The 19,157-nt window shown below is 37.4% G+C and carries 18 protein-coding genes; 12 read left to right on the top strand and 6 right to left on the bottom strand.

Going from position 1 to position 19,157, the window contains the following annotated elements; all coding sequences use genetic code 11:
• Positions 1-11: 11 nt before the first annotated feature.
• The 9 genes from IGK03_RS10620 to IGK03_RS10580 all read left to right on the top strand — a co-directional run bounded on the left by IGK03_RS10620 (position 12) and on the right by IGK03_RS10580 (position 9,162).
• Entirely contained in the window at positions 12-818 is an 807-nt protein-coding gene (locus IGK03_RS10620) for an ABC transporter permease (protein WP_002356510.1), read from the top strand.
• Positions 818-1,654, top strand: coding sequence for an ABC transporter permease (locus tag IGK03_RS10615; RefSeq protein ID WP_002356512.1), 837 nt, complete (start codon positions 818-820; stop codon positions 1,652-1,654). Before IGK03_RS10620 ends, IGK03_RS10615 begins: the two co-directional genes overlap by 1 nt.
• Positions 1,651-2,724, top strand: coding sequence for an ABC transporter substrate-binding protein (locus tag IGK03_RS10610; RefSeq protein WP_010823906.1), 1,074 nt, complete (start codon positions 1,651-1,653; stop codon positions 2,722-2,724). The genes IGK03_RS10615 and IGK03_RS10610 overlap by 4 nt, the downstream gene beginning before the upstream one ends.
• A gap of 149 nt (positions 2,725-2,873) precedes the next feature.
• Positions 2,874-3,557, top strand: coding sequence for a TVP38/TMEM64 family protein (locus IGK03_RS10605; protein WP_010713163.1), 684 nt, complete (start codon positions 2,874-2,876; stop codon positions 3,555-3,557).
• A 108-nt stretch (positions 3,558-3,665) separates the two neighbouring features.
• The gene (locus tag IGK03_RS10600) at positions 3,666-4,958 is read left to right on the top strand and encodes a GntP family permease (RefSeq protein ID WP_002359581.1); all 1,293 of its coding nucleotides are present in this window, start codon (positions 3,666-3,668) and stop codon (positions 4,956-4,958) included.
• Between the two features lie 21 nt (positions 4,959-4,979).
• Entirely contained in the window at positions 4,980-6,128 is a 1,149-nt protein-coding gene (locus IGK03_RS10595) for a glycerate kinase (protein WP_202334890.1), read from the top strand.
• Positions 6,129-6,269: 141 nt separating this feature from the next.
• Positions 6,270-7,283 carry a CdaR family transcriptional regulator gene (locus IGK03_RS10590; RefSeq protein ID WP_002356518.1) on the top strand — a complete coding sequence of 338 codons (1,014 nt, stop codon included), beginning with the start codon at positions 6,270-6,272 and terminating at the stop codon, positions 7,281-7,283.
• Positions 7,284-7,405: 122 nt separating this feature from the next.
• Positions 7,406-8,308: a diacylglycerol/lipid kinase family protein gene (locus IGK03_RS10585; protein ID WP_010713166.1), complete on the top strand. Its 903-nt coding sequence runs from the start codon at positions 7,406-7,408 to the stop codon at positions 8,306-8,308.
• Positions 8,309-8,427: 119 nt separating this feature from the next.
• A complete protein-coding gene (locus tag IGK03_RS10580; RefSeq protein ID WP_002384134.1) occupies positions 8,428-9,162 on the top strand; it encodes a YcjF family protein in 735 nt (244 codons plus the stop codon).
• 283 nt (positions 9,163-9,445) lie between these two features.
• Here the strand turns inward: IGK03_RS10580 and IGK03_RS10575 are convergent, their stop codons facing one another.
• The 4 genes from IGK03_RS10575 to IGK03_RS10560 form a co-directional block, all read right to left on the bottom strand.
• Positions 9,446-11,155 carry an ABC transporter permease/substrate binding protein gene (locus tag IGK03_RS10575; protein WP_010776044.1) on the bottom strand — a complete coding sequence of 570 codons (1,710 nt, stop codon included), beginning with the start codon at positions 11,153-11,155 and terminating at the stop codon, positions 9,446-9,448.
• The gene (locus IGK03_RS10570) at positions 11,148-12,338 is read right to left on the bottom strand and encodes a quaternary amine ABC transporter ATP-binding protein (RefSeq protein ID WP_002388977.1); all 1,191 of its coding nucleotides are present in this window, start codon (positions 12,336-12,338) and stop codon (positions 11,148-11,150) included. The genes IGK03_RS10575 and IGK03_RS10570 overlap by 8 nt, the downstream gene beginning before the upstream one ends.
• Before the next feature lie 200 nt (positions 12,339-12,538).
• Positions 12,539-13,171, bottom strand: a complete 633-nt coding sequence (locus IGK03_RS10565; protein WP_002356525.1) for a GntR family transcriptional regulator — start codon at positions 13,169-13,171, stop codon at positions 12,539-12,541.
• Between the two features lie 14 nt (positions 13,172-13,185).
• A complete protein-coding gene (locus IGK03_RS10560) occupies positions 13,186-15,132 on the bottom strand; it encodes an ABC-F family ATP-binding cassette domain-containing protein (protein ID WP_430602296.1) in 1,947 nt (648 codons plus the stop codon).
• Positions 15,133-15,345: 213 nt separating this feature from the next.
• Between IGK03_RS10560 and IGK03_RS10555 the strand changes: the two genes are divergently transcribed.
• Positions 15,346-15,996, top strand: coding sequence for a redox-sensing transcriptional repressor Rex (locus tag IGK03_RS10555; protein WP_002356528.1), 651 nt, complete (start codon positions 15,346-15,348; stop codon positions 15,994-15,996).
• A 42-nt stretch (positions 15,997-16,038) separates the two neighbouring features.
• Here the strand turns inward: IGK03_RS10555 and IGK03_RS10550 are convergent, their stop codons facing one another.
• Both IGK03_RS10550 and IGK03_RS10545 read right to left on the bottom strand, forming a co-directional pair.
• A complete protein-coding gene (locus IGK03_RS10550; RefSeq protein WP_002356529.1) occupies positions 16,039-16,692 on the bottom strand; it encodes a CPBP family intramembrane glutamic endopeptidase in 654 nt (217 codons plus the stop codon).
• Between the two features lie 18 nt (positions 16,693-16,710).
• Complete coding sequence (locus IGK03_RS10545; protein WP_002356530.1) at positions 16,711-16,887, bottom strand: hypothetical protein; 177 nt, start codon at positions 16,885-16,887, stop codon at positions 16,711-16,713.
• Positions 16,888-17,119: 232 nt separating this feature from the next.
• Here IGK03_RS10545 and groES point away from each other — a divergent pair, with 232 nt between their 5' ends.
• The gene (groES, locus tag IGK03_RS10540; RefSeq protein WP_002356531.1) at positions 17,120-17,404 is read left to right on the top strand and encodes a co-chaperone GroES; all 285 of its coding nucleotides are present in this window, start codon (positions 17,120-17,122) and stop codon (positions 17,402-17,404) included.
• A 57-nt stretch (positions 17,405-17,461) separates the two neighbouring features.
• Positions 17,462-19,087, top strand: coding sequence for a chaperonin GroEL (gene groL, locus IGK03_RS10535; protein ID WP_002362559.1), 1,626 nt, complete (start codon positions 17,462-17,464; stop codon positions 19,085-19,087).
• Positions 19,088-19,157: the final 70 nt, after the last annotated feature.

Genomic DNA, 19,157 nt, shown 5'->3' with positions numbered 1-19,157 from the left:
GGGAAAATAAAATGAAAACAATGCGTCGAATTTATTCGATTCCCTATGTAATGTGGTTACTTTTATTCGTCATTGCGCCAGTGCTAATGATTATTTATCAATCATTTTTCGATATGAATGGCCAGTTTACTTTGGCGAATTACCAAACGTATTTTACATCAGGAACGTATTTAAGTATGACCATTAATTCAGTGTGGTATGCTTTTCTGATTACCATTTTTACGTTATTGGTAAGTTATCCTACGGCTTATTTTTTGACAAAGCTCAAGCACAAACAGTTGTGGTTAATGCTTGTTATTTTACCAACGTGGGTGAATTTATTATTAAAAGCTTATGCCTTTATTGGGATTTTCAGTATTCATGGGAGTATCAATCAGTTTATGAGTTTTATGGGTTTGGGCACGCACCAGATTCTGTTTACAGATTTTAGTTTTTTATTTGTCGCAACGTATATAGAAATTCCATTTATGATTATGCCGATTTTTAATGCCTTAGAAGAGATGAATCCTTCATTGATTAGTGCTAGTCGGGACTTAGGAGCTAGCAGTGCGGAAACATTCCGCCGTGTCATTTTTCCTCTCTCCCTAAACGGTGTGAAAAGTGGCGTTCAAGCTGTCTTTATTCCTTCGCTCTCGCTCTTTATGTTAACGCGTTTAATTGGCGGCAATCGGGTGATTACGTTGGGAACGGCGATTGAGGAACACTTCTTAGTAACGCAAAACTGGGGCATGGGTTCAACAATTGGTGTGATTTTAATTGTTGCCATGTTTATTGTGATGTTGCTGACGGGTGAGAAGAAGAAAGGGCGTGGCAAATAATGCAAAAGAAAAAGTTTAAATGGTCTTATGTGTATTTATTCGTTGTCTTTGCGCTACTGTACGCACCAATCTTTTATTTGATTTTTTATTCGTTTAACGACACGCAAACGATGAATCAGTTTACTGGTTTTACGTTAGATAATTATCGGAACGTTTTTGAAGACACACGTTTGTTAACCATTGTTCTGAATACGTTTTTGCTAGCTTTCTTATCGGCTTTAATAGCAACCATCATTGGAACATTTGGTGCGATGGGGATTTATTATACAAAACGTCGTAAAAACCGGAACACATTGCTTAGCTTTAATAACATTTTACTCGTTTCACCAGATGTTATTATTGGAGCCAGTTTCTTAATTTTCTTCACGGCAGTAGGGTTTATCAGTTTAGGTTTTACAAGTGTGTTATTGTCGCATATTGCCTTTAGTATTCCAATTGTTGTTTTAATGGTTTTACCAAAACTACAAGAGATGAATGATTCCATGGTAGATGCGGCACGAGATTTAGGGGCCAATAATGTTCAAGTGATTAAAAATATTATTTTGCCTTTTTTAGCGCCAGGAATTATTGCTGGCTACTTTATGGCCTTTACTTATTCGTTGGACGATTTTGCCGTAACATTCTTTGTGACAGGCAATGGTTTTTCAACATTATCTGTTGAAATTTATTCACGAGCACGTCAGGGAATTAGTTTAGAAATCAATGCCTTAAGTGCGTTAGTGTTCCTATTCTCAATGATTCTAGTTGTCGGTTATTACTTTATCAGTAAAGACAATACGCCAAAACGTTTAAAGAAAATGCGTCGGGAACAAAGTGAGGTGGCCAAGTTAAAATGAAAAAATTACAGTCACTTTTTATTGGAATTATCGCTATTATTGTCATCTTGTTTTTTGGCGTGCGCCAATTGGAGAAAGCAAGTGGCATGGCAGGAGCAGATACCTTAACCATTTACAATTGGGGGGACTATATAGATCCGACCTTGATTAAGAAATTTGAAAAAGAAACAGGCTATAAAGTCAATTACGAAACCTTTGATTCTAATGAAGCCATGTATACAAAAATTCAGCAAGGTGGCACAGCTTATGATATTGCCATTCCTTCTGAATATATGATTCAAAAAATGATGAAAGCGAAGATGCTTTTACCACTTGATCACAGCAAATTAAAAGGCTTAGAAAACATTGATGCACGCTTTTTAGATCAATCCTTTGATCCCAAAAATAAGTTTTCCGTTCCGTACTTCTGGGGCACGTTGGGGATTATTTATAATGATAAATTTATTGACGGCCGTCAGATCCAACATTGGGATGATTTATGGCGCCCGGAATTAAAAAATAATGTCATGCTGATTGATGGCGCTCGCGAAGTGTTAGGATTATCTTTGAACAGTTTAGGCTATTCGTTAAACAGTAAAAACGACCAACAATTACGTCAGGCTACCGATAAGTTAAACCGATTAACGAACAATGTCAAAGCAATTGTTGCCGATGAAATCAAAATGTACATGGCTAATGAAGAAAGTGCAGTTGCTGTAACTTTCTCTGGTGAAGCTGCTGAAATGCTAGAAAACAATGAACATCTACATTATGTGATTCCCAGTGAAGGCTCTAATCTCTGGTTTGATAACATTGTGATGCCTAAGACAGCCAAAAATAAAGAGGGTGCCTATGCATTTATGAACTTTATGTTACGACCAGAAAATGCAGCACAAAACGCAGAATATATTGGTTATTCCACACCAAATAAAGAAGCTAAAAAACTATTACCAAAAGAAGTTGCCGAAGATAAACAATTTTATCCAGATGATGAAACCATCAAACATTTAGAAGTTTACCAAGACTTAGGTCAAGAATACTTAGGAATTTATAACGATCTGTTCTTGGAGTTTAAGATGTATCGGAAATAAAAAAAGTACCTTCGTAACTTTCGAGCCGCCCCTAAAAGTTAGATTTTTAGTCTAACTTTTAGGGGCGGCTTTTATTCATACAAGCTTCTAATTGAGGCACAAAGAATCCTGTGCTACACTTTGTATAAAGCATAAAAGGAGCAAAGAAAATGAAAAGGAAAACAATCCGAATACTACTAATCAGTAGCGGGCTTATTTTAATCCTACTGGTAGGTTACCGTTTGTATCTAGAATATCAAACAGATATTCAATTATTTTTGAATCCTAAAGCCAGTAAGACACAATTATTAGAGCGAATTCGTTCACATGGTTTTTCAGCAGCGCTGTTGTTAGTTTTTTTGACCGCGATCATGTGTGCAGTACCAGGGATTCCAACCTCGGTAATTGGTGTGATTGCAGGATTGAGTTTTGGTCCCTTCAGCGGCACACTCATTAACGTTTTAGGGAATAGTATGGGAAATTTGGTTGCAATCTTTTTGATGCATCATATAAAATTTTTAGATAGAAAAACGGAGACCAATCATTGGGTCCAGTCCATTCGACGGATGAAGCATCCAAAAATTGGGATTATGGTGGGCTACATGATTCCAATTATTCCTTCTTCTGTGATTAATTTTGCTGCGGATACTATGCAGTTGCCATTAAAAAATTTAATAGCCGCTATATTCATTGGTGTAATTCCTTCCTCAATACTTTACGCATGTGGAGGCGAAGCACTATTTCATGGATATAATAAAACGGCAGTATTGTTAATTGTGAGTGTTCTTTTGTTCGTTGGCTTGGTGGTCATTATTGAGAAAGATAGAAAAAGATTTCAAAAAACTGTTCTTTAAGAACAGTTTTTTGTGCATTTGAACAATAAATCCTGTTAAATTTACAATTTTAAAAAGAAAGGACTTTGATAAAATGAAAGCGTAAACAATTTAAGGAGCTGATTTTGAATGCCAGATATTACAATATCTTGGGTTGCTGCAATTTTAGGATTAGTTGTAGCGATAGTATTAATTTTGAAAAAATTTAATCCTGTGTATTCCTTGTTTTTTGGTGCAATTGTTGGTTGTCTTATTGGAGGCGCTTCCCTGTCAGATACAGTCGCTGTTCTATTAAACGGAACACAAAGTATTATGGGAACCGCAATCCGTGTCTTAGCAGCCGGTATGTTGGCGGGTGTGATGATGGAATCGGGTGCGGCAGAATCAATTGCCAACGCCATTGTACAAAAGCTTGGCGAGAAAAAAGCTATTTTATCTTTGGCATTATCCACAATGGTAATTACAGCAGTGGGCGTATTCATTCCTGTTGCAGTGTTGATTGTTGCCCCGATTGCTCTATCTGTTGGGAAAAGTACGGGTATCAGTAAGTTATCATTATTGATTGCCTTATCAGGTGGCGGCAAAGCGGGCAATATTATTTCGCCTAATCCAAATACTATTGCAGCGGCGAACGGCTTTGATTTACCTTTAAGTGACGTTATGATTGCTGGTTTTATTCCAGCCGTATTTGGCTTAATTACGGCTGTTGTTCTTGCAAATATCATGAGAAGTAAAGGATCAATGGTCAAAGAAACGGATCTTGTAGAGGAACAAACAAAAGAATTATTACCTTTGAAAAAGGCGTTGATCGCGCCAGTGTTAGCGATTGTCTTATTATTACTTAATCCGATTGGCGCCGTTTTAAATATTTCTTTCATCAAAAGTTTGAATATTGATGCTCTGTATATTTTGCCGTTCGCCTCAGTTGTTGGGACAATTGCGATTGGGCAAACAAAACAACTGGCCTTTTATGCGTCTTCTGGCTTGAAGAGAGTAACCGATACCGTTTTAATTTTAATTGGTGCAGGTGCAATTGCTGGATTAATTTCTGTTTCTGATTTATCAACACAAATTGTCCACTTAATTTCTGTTATGGGAATTTCTGGAACCTTCTTGGCACCGATTTCTGGTATTTTAATGGGCTTAGCAGTTGGTTCAACATCCACAGCGGTTATTTTAGCGACAGGTTCTTTTGGACCAGCGATTTTAGATATGGGCACATCTTCACTTTCAGCAGCAGTCATGGTGCATACTGGGGCGACTGTGATTGATAGTGTTCCTCAAGGCAATTATTTCCATATTACGGCACAAAGTATGAATATGACGATTAAAGAAAGAATTCGAGTGATTCCTTATGAAATGTGTGTCGGTGGGGTAATGACGATTGTTGCAACCATTTTATATGGCTTTATTTTAAACTAGTTGGAAAGTAGGCGCGAAAAGATGACGAAAAAATTTGTTTTGGCTCCAGACTCATTTAAAGAAAGTATGAGTGCAAAAGAAGCCTGTCTGGCAATGGAAAAAGGGATTTTAGCTGTATTTAAAGATGCAGACATTCAACACGTCCCGATGGCAGACGGCGGGGAAGGAACGGTGGATTCCTTAGTGGATGCAACAGGAGGCACAAGAGTACCAGTGCGTGTGGCAGGACCGCTTCCTGATCAAATCGTTGAAACCTATTACGGCTTATTAGGTGACCAAGAAACGGTGGTTATTGAAATGGCGAAAGCCAACGGAATTGAATTGGTCAAAGCAGTAGAACGTAATCCCTTGATCACTTCTACTTATGGTACAGGAGAAATGATTCAACATGCGCTCAATCATGGGGCAAAAAAAATCATTATCGGCATTGGTGGTAGCGTGACAAATGATGGGGGTGCAGGTATGATTCAGGCACTTGGTGCGCGTTTGTTAGACAAGGAAGGGCAAGAATTGACACGTGGCGGTGGTGCATTAGATAAACTGGCGCAGATCGATTTAACACAGTTTGATCAACGTATTTTTGCTACCGAAGTTCTAGTAGCAAGTGATGTGAATAACCCACTAACAGGGCCAACAGGGGCGTCTCATGTCTTTGGCCCGCAAAAAGGTGCGACAGAAGAAATGGTGGCTCAATTAGATAAAAACTTAGCCCATTATGCAGCGGTCATCAAAAAAGAGATCGGCATTGATGTTGAGATGATGCCAGGCGCAGGAGCCGCTGGTGGTTTGGGTGCAGGGTTACTAGCATTCACAAAAGCTCAGTTACGCCCAGGGATTGATATTGTCGTAGAAGTGAATCAATTAGAAGAAAAAATAAAAGCTGCTGATTATGTCTTTACTGGTGAAGGCGGTATGGATTTTCAAACAAAATTCGGCAAAGCCCCTTATGGCGTTTCGCGTTTGGCCAAGAAGTATCAAAAACCGGTTTTCGCTTGTGCTGGCTATATCGGCAAAGATGTGGATGTCCTCTATGAAGAAGGGATGACGGCTATTTTTGGAATTTTGGCCAAAGCCGAACCGTTGGAAGCAGCATTGAAAAATGGACCAGTTAACTTAGAAAGAACCGTTGAAAATATTGCTCGTACATTACAGCTGGTGCCTTGTGACTAAGAACTAACCATGGTATCATCAGTAATGAAAGCTGAAATAAAAATGTTCAGTCGTTGATCTGAAGAATTAAGCGTTTGGGACATAAGTCATTGCGGCTTATGTCCCAAACGCTACTCGCTTTTTAGAAAGTTGGCGATAGCAATGTTAAAATTAGACAAAATCCAAGCAAATAAAATTGTTGAAAAGTTGATGGCAGATATTCCTTATAACATCAATATTATGGATGAACGAGGAAAAATTATTGCGAGTGGAGATTCTGCTCGAATTGGGGAGCGCCATCGTGGCGCAGAAAGAGCCATCAATGAACGGAAAAATATTGAAATTTATAAAGATACTTCTTTAGAGAAAAAAGGCACCAATGAACCGATTATTTTGAATGATCACATTTTAGGTGTCGTAGGCATTTCAGGAGAACCAGACGAGGTGCGCAAATTTACCAAGCTTGTGCGCTCGATTGTTCTTTTACTGACAGAAGAATTAAATACACAACAAGAACGCGAAAAAAAGAAAAAACAAAAAAATCAGTTTATCCAGCACTTAATGCATGTTGATTCTGCTTACTCAGAAGCCTTAAAACTTGAAGCGTTGGAACTATATAACCTTCAATTAGATGACCAGAATCATTGTGTACTGACCAAGGACAAGCGCTTATTATCCAGTTATTATCCTGGCCATGAAATATTTGAATGGGAAAATTGTTATCTGGTGATTACTTCTGAACCACCTCAGATAACAAAGCCAGTAACAGAATACCTTGTAATAAGTTCGGAAAAAGCCACGATTCAACAAATGGTCCAAGAGGCACAAAACACGTATTTACTTCTATCATTTCTCCAATTAGAAAAGGCTAAGTTTTACCAAGCAGAAGATTTTTTCATTCAAGGAATTTTTAATTTTCCTTTTCATATTGAATTGGATTTTTTTGAAACCATCCAGACGATTTATGATGAATACTATGAAACCGTTATTTTTTTCGCCAATCATAATTTAAACATCAATGAAACCTCACAAGTATTACATATCCATCGAAATACATTGAATTACCGTTTGAAACGAATTCATGAATTGACGGGGATGGATCCAAAAGTTTGGCAAGATTTTTGGAAATTGTTCTATTATTTTGCCTATTGCTTTAAAGAACGTTTTGAAAAGTAGTGAGGAGCAGGAATGCTTGTTTGTTAAGCAAGTGTCAGCATATTTTTCGCCAGAATCAAAAATATCTTTTATAATAATTGTAAGGAATCAAACGATTTAGATATCAATGAGGAGTGGTGCCAGTGAAAAAAGCAGTTTTAATTGTTAACCCCAGTTCTGGTGGTGAAAAAGCCAAAGAATTTGAAACGTTAGCAGAAGAAAAATTAAAGCAGTTATTTGATGAAGTTGTAGTGAAACAAACAGAAAAAGGCGGCGATGCAGAACAATTTGCCCGTGAAGCTGCGGAAAGTCACTTTGACAGTGTTTTCGTAATGGGGGGAGATGGAACCGTTAATGAAGGAATTAGCGGGTTGGCAGAACAAGCTTATCGCCCAAAATTTGGCTTTTTTCCTTTAGGAACGGTGAACGATTTAGCGCGAGCCTTGAATTTACCGATGGACCCTGAAGAAGCGATTCAACAATTAGATTTAGAAAAAACCAGTGCTTTAGACGTGGGGAAAATCAATGACGACTACTTTATGAATGTCGTTGCAATTGGGACGATTCCAGAGTCAATTAACGACGTGGATGTTGAACAAAAAACGAAGTTAGGAAAACTCGCTTATTTTATTTCAGGTGCCAAACATTTAGCGAATGCTCAAACGTATCCTTTTCATTTAAGCTTGGATCAAAAAGAACAAACCATTGAAAGTAGTACCGTTTTAGTTGGCTTAACGAATTCAATCGGTGGGTTTGAAACATTATTACCAGAGGCCCAAGTGGATGATGGCAAACTTCATTTAGTTTATTTAAAAGATCAATCATTGTGGGATGCAGTAAAAGCAGTCCCAGATTTGTTAAAAGGCGTCGACCAGTCCACTGATAATTTAGTTTACCTAACCTTTAAAGAAGGAACAATCTCCTTAGAAAACCAAGAAGAATTAACCACTAATGTGGATGGTGATGAAGGAGCTGCTTTGCCAATTACGCTGGAAATTTTGCCTAAACACTTGACGGTCTATTGCGGTGAAGAACAAACAAAATAGCTGATTTTTTGAGAAAAGCTGGAACATTTCTATTTGTTTAAAAAACAGATAAGTTCTGGCTTTTCAAATCATCTAAAAGAGAATCAATCAGGGGCTATGCTATACTTTGTTTCTACATATTGATAGATAAGGGAGTTAATGAGATGAGAAGAAAAAAACATAAAAACAAAAAGAAACAAGAACTTTTTGAAGAGATTGAAAAACAAGAATTAGCAGAACAAGAAACTAAGCAATTGAATGAAGAAATCGAAGACCCAGAATTTCGTTCTTTTTTTCAAGATGTCTTGAAAAAATTTCCACAAAAAACGTCTACGGCCATAATGAATGCTTTCGCAACTTCTAAAGGTAAAGCAGAACAATTAGTGACGAACAGTCAAACACAACTCGACAAAGTATTTGATGAATTTTTGGCTGGTGTTTCACCTGACGTGAAAAAGAAAAGTCATCAAACGATTCATTTTGCTGCATTGTCAGCAGCAATTATTGGGTTTTCGCCAATTCCATTTTCGGATGCTTTTTTACTGGTACCTGTTCAATTAACTATGATGTCACGGCTGCATAAAATTTTTGGTCAGTCTTGGTCTGAAAGCTTAGGGAAAAGTTTAACCAAAGAATTAGTAGTGGTTAGTTTAGGTAAGAGCGCAGTCGGGAATATTCTAAAAGTGATTCCTGTTGTCGGAACTGTGACTGGTGGCATGGTCAATGCTTCAGTTGCGGTAGCAATTACGGAAGCGCTTGGCTGGGTGACCGTCAAAATGTTAAACGATGGTGTTGATATCTTTGATGATGTGATGTCTTTCAAAGGACAATTTTCAACATTATTTAAAGCCATCCAAAATGCTAAAAAGAAATAATCACTGTATCGATTAACTAGGGTGAGACACATTTAAACTTTTTTAAGTAATTCGTAGCAAATTTCCAAGGTTTTCGTCACAAATTATTCACAGGTTCTCGTTAATATATAAGCATACCAACAAAACACCCAACATAAACACTTTTCATTTTTACTCCTCAAGTAAAAATAACTCCTTTCCACTCAGTCTACCCAACTGAGTGGTTTTTTTGGCGAAAAAAGAGGGCGTTGAACAATTTGTTCAACGCCCTCTTTTAATAGATGGGGAAGTCATTTGTTAAGAATTATTTTTTCCATTCTGCTACTTGGTCTTTATGTGAATCAACCCAATCACGTGCAGCTTCTTGTGGGTCTTTGCCTTCGTTAATTTCTAACATGACAGATTCCATATCCTTAGTTGTCCAATGGAAATTATCTAACACTTTGTAAGCTTCTGGTTGATCTTCTTTTAGGCCTTGGCGAGCCATTGTGTGAATCGCTTCTTCACCGCCCATAGTGCCTTTTGGATCAGCTAAATATTTTAAATCATATTTTGCAAACATCCAGTGAGGAGACCAGCCAGTAATAACGATGTCTTCGTTGTTTTTAATTGCTTGTCCTAAGGCGACAGTCATGGCACCTGATGAAGAAGTTTCAACAGACCAATCTTTCAAATTAGGATAAGCTTCTTTAGTTTTCTCTGCTGCTGCAACAACACCAGCCCCAGGTTCAATTCCAGTAATCTTTTTCCCAGCTTGATCAGATAAATCTTCGATAGAATCAACATCCATATAAGAAGGGACGACAATTCCTAGCTTCGCGCCTTTAAGGTTTTCACCAAGGTCGTCTAATTTATCTTTATATTGTTTATATTGCTCTGCGTGAGTTCCTGGCAGCCACGCACCAACCATGGCATCTGTTTCACCTTTAGCTACAGATTCCCACATAATTGCGTTATCTAAAGGAGTCGTTTTAACATCATATCCCATATCTTTTAAGACTTCGGCAACCACATGTGTGGAGGCTACTTCGGTATCCCATTCCACATAAGAAAGGGAAATTTGCTTATCATTTGTTGTTGTAAAAATTGAAGCACCAACTAAGCCAGCAACAATTACAACAACCGCTGCAATAATCCCATATTTTTTCTTTTTAGAGGTGGCACCAGATGCTTTAGGGGCTGCTTTTTTATTATTTAAATGTTGAGTAAAACGGTCAATGATAATCGCTAAAATAACTAAAGCCACACCATTTACGAAACCGTTCCCGACTTGCGCACGTTGTAAAGCAGAAAGGACGCCACGTCCTAGTCCAGGCGCACCAATCATTGAAGCAATAACTACCATTGATAGGGCTAACATGGTTGTTTGGTTAACACCAGCCATAATCGTGTTTTTGGCTAAAGGTAATTCTAATTTGAATAATTTTTGCCAGCCAGTACTACCGTAAGAATCAGCTGCTTCAACAAGTTCATTTGGTACTTGTCGAATTCCTAAATTCGTAAAGCGCACGGTTGGTGGTAAAGCGAAGATAACAGAGGCGAAGACCCCAGGAACCATACCAATTCCGAAGAATGCAACGGCTGGAATCAAGTAAACGAAACCAGGCATTGTTTGCATGAAGTCCAAAATCGGTGTAATAATACTCTTGGCTTTTTCGCTTTTCGCCATTAAAATCCCTAGTGGCACACCAATGATAATGGAAATAACACTAGAAAGTAAAACTAACGTAACGGTACTCATTAAATCGTTCCATAAGTTTTGGTTATAGATAAACATTAAGCCGATAAATGTGAATAAACTTAAGCCAATTTTTTTATTAGAAATAAAGAAAGCAGCAATCGTTAATAGCACAATCAGCACAAGTGGTGGTACGGCTGTTAGTAAGGCAGTAATGTTGTCCATTACACTTTGACCAATTGTTTGTAAAAAGCTGAATAATCCAGCAAATGTTGAAGTTAACCAATCAGTAAAACTTTCAACCCAAGACGCGACAGGTAATTGATACTTATTCATGTTCGTTCACCTCTGTTTCTGCAAGTGCTTCAAGTACGCTACCACGGATGACCACGCCTAATAGTTTGCCGTTATCAGTCACAGCAAGAGGCGTTTGTGCATCATAAATCAGTGGGAAAATATCATTCACTAACATATCTTTGTCGATTGTTTGAATTTCTGGATCCACACATTCTACAAGAGAAGTCCCATTTTTACGCGCTTCTAAAGCTTTTTCTGCGCGTACAACGCCTTTTAGTTGGCGTTTTTTATCCACGGCAAGTAACATACTCACTTCTTCTTGACGCATCCGTTTTAAAGCAACAGTTGGGCCATCAATTTCAATGTTAGTAGTTAAAGCAGGTACCATAATATTCTGGGCAGTTAAGACTTTTGAACGATCCACATCTTCCACGAAGGTTCGCACATATTCGTTGGCTGGGTTGGTTAAAATTTCTTCTCCAGTCCCAATTTGCATAATTTGACCATCTTTCATCAAGGCGATCCGGTCGCCGATTCGTAAAGCTTCATTCAAATCATGTGTGATAAAGATAATGGTTTTTTTGACATTTTCTTGTAAATCTAATAGTTCGTCTTGCATTTCACGACGAATTAACGGATCAAGAGCAGAGAACGCTTCGTCCATTAATAAAATTTCTGGATCGTTAGCCAAGGCACGAGCAAGGCCGACACGTTGTTGCATCCCACCAGATAATTGACTTGGTAATTGGTCTTTAAAAGCAATTAAGCTAGAATTTTCTAAGGCTTTTTCAGCTTTTGCTTGGCGTTCTTCTTTAGGAACACCACGAATTTCTAAACCATATTCCGTATTTTCTAAGATAGTTCGATGGGGGAAAAGACCAAAGTTTTGGAAAACCATGCTCATTTTATTTCGACGTACTTCACGTAATCCTTCTTTATCTAAAGAAGAAATATCTTGTCCATCAATATAAATATTTCCTGAAGTTGGTTCAATCAAACGATTTAATAAACGAATTAATGTTGATTTCCCACTTCCTGATAACCCCATAATAACGAAAATTTCGCCTTCTTCAACTTCGAAATTTACATCATAAACACCGACTGTGGCACCCGTTTTTTCTAAAATTTCTGTTTTGCTTTTGTTGGCACGAATCATTTCAAGTGCCGGTTTGGTTTTCTTACCAAAGATTTTGGTAAGGTGATTTACTTTTACTTTTGGCAAATCATTGTTCCTCCTCAATAAAAAAAGTGACTACATCAGACTACTATAAAGTTGTCACTTTGTCAAATTAGATGAAAATCTTTCTGAAAATGAAGAAAAACAGTATTTTAACTAGGTTTTATAGTGGTTTTTTATGAAAAATAGAAATAATAAATAAAAAAAGTGACTATTTACCGCAAGATAAGTAGTCACTTTTTTGTTTAAGGATAAAAGAAATTTTGGACACGTTGTAAGGTTGATTCGTCATGTCCAACAAAATAAAGTGTGTCGTTCAACGAAATCTTTGCATATGGACCAGGTGAGACCAGAAGCTCTTCTTTGTGTTTGATGGCGATAATCGTTGCCGAAGTGTTTTGCCAAAAATTCATTTCGCTAATCGTCGCCTCAAGATAAGCAGCTTCTTCTGTTAAAACCAATGAATAAGGATTCATTGGATTGAAAGAATCAAAACGCTTTGTTTGTTCAACAAGAGTATCTAGAATGCTAGAAAAATGAGTAAGTTCTTCTTTTTGTTTCGCTACGCTATCTAGCAATTCTTCTTTAATTTCAGCAATCGTTTGAACGTCTTGATATTGTGTCACAAAGTCTTGCGCTTTTTCTTTTGATGCCACATAGAAGCCGCTGCCGTGTTTGGCTTTAACGATTTCTAAATCGACTAAAACGATAATGGCTTTGCGAGCTGTTTCTGGCGACACTTGGTATTGGTTAGCTAGGGTGGAACGGGCATGGATTTTATCTCCAACATGTAATTTGCCTTCTGCAATTTTTTCCGCAACATCAACGGCGATTTGTTGATATTTGGGCTTCGTTAAACTGATTTTTTTGGAAGCCATAGTGAATCCCTCCGTTAATTGTTATTTTCCATTTCTTCTAATTCTAAACTGAAATTTTCCCATTGCTCAAGTAGTTCATCTTGTTGCTGACGAGCGTCATCTAATTGTTGGTTTAAAGCCAGCAATTCAACATGATTTTCTAGAATGTCTGGTTGACTCATTTGTGCTTCTAATTGTGCAATTGTCGTATCTAACTGAGCAAGATTTTCTTCGACTTGTGTTATTTTTCTTTGCAAAGTACGGAGTAATTTTTGTTGCTCCTTGTTTTGATAAAAGGTATTTTTGGCTGTAACTGGTTCGGGTTTTTTCGCCGCTTCTTCATTAGCTAAGAGGGCAGCGATTTCTTCTTCCTCTTGTTTCTTTTCTAAATAATAATCATAGTCGCCTAAATAAAGTTTGCTGCCTTTTTCAGAAAGCTCAACAACTTTTGTTGCAATTCGATTGATAAAGTAACGGTCATGGGAAACGAAGAGGATGGTTCCTTCATAATCAATCAGCGCATTTTCTAAAACTTCTTTATTATCGATATCCAAGTGGTTGGTTGGCTCATCGAGAATCAAGAAATTGTCACGATCCATCGCTAGTTTTGCTAATGCCACACGTGCTTTTTCACCACCGCTTAATAAAGGAATCGTTTTTTCAACATCATCTCCACTGAAGAGAAAGCCGCCTAAAATACTTCGAATCTCTTTTTCAGGTGTGGTTGGGTGTTCATCCCATAATTCCGCTAAGACCGTTTTATTGCCATGTAAATTGGCTTGCTCTTGGTCATAGTAACCTACAGAAACATTGGTGCCAAAAGTTTTACTTCCTTTAATGAAAGGAATGCGGTCAATAATTGATTTCAAGAGAGTGGATTTACCAATTCCGTTCGGTCCGACTAAGGCAATGGCTTCTTTGCGACGAATATCCAAGTGAATAGGTTCGGATAAAACATGTTCTTGGTCGTAACCAATGGCGGCATCTTCGACTTGTAAAACAACATTTCCCGAGACTTTTTCACTATCGAAAAGAAAATGCGCCGATTTTTCATCTCCTTGAGGTCGGTCTAAACGATCCATTTTTTCTAATACTTTTCGGCGACTTTGCGCACGTTTCGTTGTAGATGCACGAACCAGATTTTTGGCAACGAAATCTTCTAACTTATTGATCTCTTCTTGTTGCTTTTCATACGCTTTCCATTCACTGGCTAATTGTTCTGCTTTTAACTCCAAGTATTTGGAATAGTTTCCTTTGTAGTGAGTCATTTTTTTGCGACTCAGTTCATAAACCTCATTAACTACCTTATCTAAAAAATAACGATCGTGGGAAACAATCAATAGGGCGCCGGCATAACTTGGCAAATAAGATTCCAGCCAAGAAAGCGTCTCGATATCTAAGTGGTTTGTAGGCTCATCCAGAATTAAAATGTCTGGTTTTTGTAAAAGCATTCTCGCTAATGCAAGCCGGGTTTTTTGACCACCAGATAAGGTTTGAATATCTTTCGTGTAAAAGGATTCATCAAAGCCAAAGCCGTGAAGGACTGAGCGAATTTCATTTTCATAGCCGTAGCCATTTTTTTCAGAAAATGTATGTTGCAATTGATCGTACTCTTTTAAAATTCCTTCATAAACGGAAGTGGTTGGCTCCATTTCACTAATTTTGGTTTCTAATTCTCGCATACGCTGTTCCATTTCTAGGATGTCAGCAAAGGCTTTTGTCATTTCTTCCCAAACGGTTTTATCTGATTCTAAGCCGGTATTTTGAGCTAAATAACCTAACGTAGCAGTTTTATTTTTGGTAATGGTTCCGCTATCGGGAGCATCAATGCCTGCAATGATTTTTAAAAAAGTCGATTTTCCAGCACCATTACGACCAACTAAGGCAATCCGACTTTTTGTTGCAATTTCTAAATGTATGTTTTCAAACAATGTTTCCGAGCCAAAATGCCGGGCAACTTGATTTGCTTGTAATAAAATCATCAGTAGTCCTCATTTCTAAATTCATTGCCCTTAGTGTAGCATAAAATCTGCTAAAATAGCACGTATCAAAAAATGCTTTGTGAAGGTTTATACCTTTTATCACAAACTTTTGAAGAAAAATGCTATTTTTGAGCCATAGAATTGCTTTTTATTGTGAAAAACTGCTATTATGTTAATGGATAAGATTTAAGTGAAAGTATTGGAGGTCCAATTGTGAAAGATCAAGTTATTCCAAAAGCAACGGCGCGACGCCTTCCTTTATATTATCGCTACTTAAGAATGTTACATGATACAGGAAAAAATAAAGTCTCATCAACTGAATTAAGTGAAGCGGTACAAGTAGACAGTGCGACTATTCGTCGTGACTTTTCATATTTTGGTGAATTAGGTAAACGTGGGTACGGCTATGATGTTGAAAACTTAATGAACTTTTTTGCAAAAACATTGAATGAAGATGAGTTAACCAATGTCGCATTAATCGGGGTTGGTAATTTAGGAAGTGCTTTATTAAAGTACAAATTCCATCAAAGCAACAGTATTCGTGTAAGTTGCGCATTTGATGTGAATGAAGATATTGTGGGACGCATTGTTGACGGTATTCCGGTTTATCCAATGGAAGATATGATGGAACAAATCCGTGTTCAACAAATCGAAGTAGCTATTTTAACTATTCCAGCTCGCAAAGCGCAAGAAGTTGTGAACAAACTTGCCGAAGCAGGGGTTAAAGGAATTCTAAACTTTACGGCTGCGCGTTTAGTAGCGCCACCTGAAGTATTAATTCAAAATGTTGACTTAACCAACGAATTACAAACATTAATTTATTTCTTACATCATGACAACGAATTGATTGACGAAGAAGAATAAGCAAAAGAAAAGGGCCTAGTCGTTTAGACGAAGGCCCTTTTCTTATTGAATTGCACCATTATGCAAAAGTAATTGAACAATAATCACAATCGTATTCATGCCGCAATGGGCAATAATTGAGGTCCAAATTTTTCCAGTTTGCTTGTACAAAAGAGCAAAGAAAAATCCCATAAAGAAATAAACAAAAAAGTGACCATCGGCATGTGCGAGTGAAAAAATCGCCGAACTAACAGTAGCCGCAATCCAGAAATTTGTAAAAGGCTGGATTAAATGGATAAATGCATAACGAAAGACGAATTCTTCCATAATCGGACCACCGATAGTAGTTGCCAAAATAAATAAAGGATTTGCCAAAATCACCGCTACAATAGCTTGCGTATTTTGAGAAGTAGCTTGTTCTCCTGTGATGGCTACTTCAATGGCAAAAGTAACCCCTTGAATCAGCATGGCAATGAAAATCCCACTAACACCTAGTAAAAAAATAAAAATAGGTGATTTCAAGGTTGCTGTTTCCTCTAAAGGAGAAGGTTCTGTTGTTTTTAAAAAGATGCCAATCATTACAAGGGCGCCAATAATGTAGAGAGCAGTTGTCACATTAATCGCTGCATTGGGGGAAATACCCGAAAAAAGTAACGGCCCGAAAAAAGCGATAATGTATGTGACTAAAATAAATAAACTTGATTTTCTTAAGGTCATGGTTAATCCTTTCTATAATTATTTTTTACGATTATTGCGATATCCTAATAAAAGAAAAACGAATAAGAAAAAGAAAAGAGATTCCCAAAGTGTCGAAACAATTCCTTCTGTGACACTGAAAACAAGATTTCCTAAATTCGCTATCACAAAATAAACGAAGGTTGCTATTAGTGCTGTAAGTAAACGTTGTTTCATTTTATTCGCCTCCAATCGTAGTCAATTTATTTTACCATGAATTAAAGGATTGGAAAAACATTCCATGAAAAAAGAATACGCAATAAAAAATGCGTATCTTATAATTGACAAGAAAAAGAGAGAAAAGACTTGCATTTTTAGAGTGAAATGAGTATTATAAATAGTGTGAGTTAGCACTCTTATGTATCGAGTGCTAAAATAAGCGAAAACTTTTTATTTGGAGGGATTTATTGTGTTAAAACCATTAGGCGATCGCGTCGTAATTAGAGTCGCGAAAGAAGAAGAAAAAACTGTTGGAGGAATTGTTCTTGCATCCGTTGCAAAAGAAAAACCACAAACAGGTGAAGTTATCGCAGTAGGTGAAGGTCGTGTGCTTGAAAATGGCACAAAAGTTCCGATGGAAGTAAAAATTGGTGACACAGTAATGTTTGAAAAATATTCAGGAACAGAAGTGAAATACGAAGGCGTAGAATACTTAATTGTATCAGCCAAAGACATTATTGCCACTGTTGAATAATAAACAACTTTTACAGAATAATATAATAGAAGAAAAAAATTATGAGGTGAAGAAATCATGGCAAAAGAGATTAAATTTGCAGAAGATGCACGTGCAGCAATGCTACGCGGAGTAGATGTATTAGCAGATACAGTGAAAGTGACATTAGGCCCTAAAGGTCGTAACGTTGTTTTAGAAAAATCATTTGGTTCACCATTGATTACTAACGATGGAGTAACAATTGCTAAGGAAATTGAATTAGAAGATCATTTTGAAAACATGGGCGCAAAATTAGTTTCAGAAGTTGCTTCTAAAACGAATGATATTGCTGGTGACGGAACAACAACAGCGACTGTTTTGACACAAGCCATTGTTCGTGAAGGCTTAAAAAACGTAACTGCTGGAGCTAACCCATTAGGTATTCGTCGTGGGATTGAATTAGCAACAAAAACAGCAGTAGAAGAATTACACAATATTTCATCTGTAGTTGATTCAAAAGAAGCGATTGCACAAGTCGCTGCTGTTTCATCAGGTTCTGAAAAAGTCGGCCAATTAATTGCTGATGCAATGGAAAAAGTTGGTAACGACGGCGTAATTACCATTGAAGAATCAAAAGGGATTGAAACAGAATTAGATGTGGTTGAAGGAATGCAATTCGACCGCGGTTATTTATCTCAATACATGGTTACTGACAACGATAAAATGGAAGCTGTTTTAGAAAATCCATATATCTTAATTACCGACAAAAAAATCTCAAATATTCAAGATATCTTACCTTTATTAGAACAAATTCTACAACAAAGCCGTCCACTATTGATCATTGCGGATGATGTTGATGGAGAAGCTCTACCAACATTAGTATTGAACAAAATCCGTGGTACATTTAATGTTGTCGCAGTAAAAGCGCCAGGATTTGGTGACCGCCGCAAAGCGATGCTTGAAGATATTGCTATTTTAACAGGTGGTACAGTAATCACTGACGACTTAGGGTTAGAGTTAAAAGACACAACCATTGAAAACTTAGGAAATGCTAGCAAAGTAGTTGTCGACAAAGATAACACAACAATTGTTGAAGGTGCTGGTTCAAAAGAAGCCATTGATGCCCGCGTTCATTTAATTAAAAACCAAATCGGCGAAACAACGTCTGATTTTGATCGTGAAAAATTACAAGAACGTTTAGCTAAATTAGCTGGCGGGGTTGCTGTCGTTAAAGTCGGTGCTGCAACTGAAACAGAATTAAAAGAATTAAAATTACGAATTGAAGATGCGTTAAACGCAACACGTGCCGCTGTAGAAGAAGGCATGGTTTCTGGTGGTGGTACCGCACTGGTCAATGTAATTGGTAAAGTCGCTGCGCTAGAAGCTGAAGGCGATGTGGCAACAGGGATCAAGATTGTCGTTCGTGCATTAGAAGAACCAATCCGTCAAATCGCTGAAAATGCTGGTTATGAAGGATCAGTGATTGTTGACAAACTAAAAAATGTTGACTTAGGTATCGGATTCAATGCAGCTAACGGTGAATGGGTAAACATGGTTGAAGCCGGTATTGTTGACCCAACAAAAGTAACTCGTTCTGCCTTACAAAATGCAGCTTCTGTGTCAGCTTTATTATTAACAACCGAAGCAGTTGTTGCAGACAAACCAGAACCAGCTGCACCAGCTCCTATGATGGATCCATCAATGGGCATGGGCGGTATGATGTAAAAATAAAAAAGTATTCTAAAAGCTTACGATTGAAAAATCGTAAGCTTTTTTTTACATAAAGAATAAATAA

The sequence above is a fragment of the Enterococcus sp. DIV2453a genome, assembly GCF_050533535.1.
Taxonomy (GTDB): Bacteria; Bacillota; Bacilli; order Lactobacillales; family Enterococcaceae; genus Enterococcus; species Enterococcus faecalis.
This window is presented reverse-complemented; position numbering and strand designations above follow the sequence as displayed.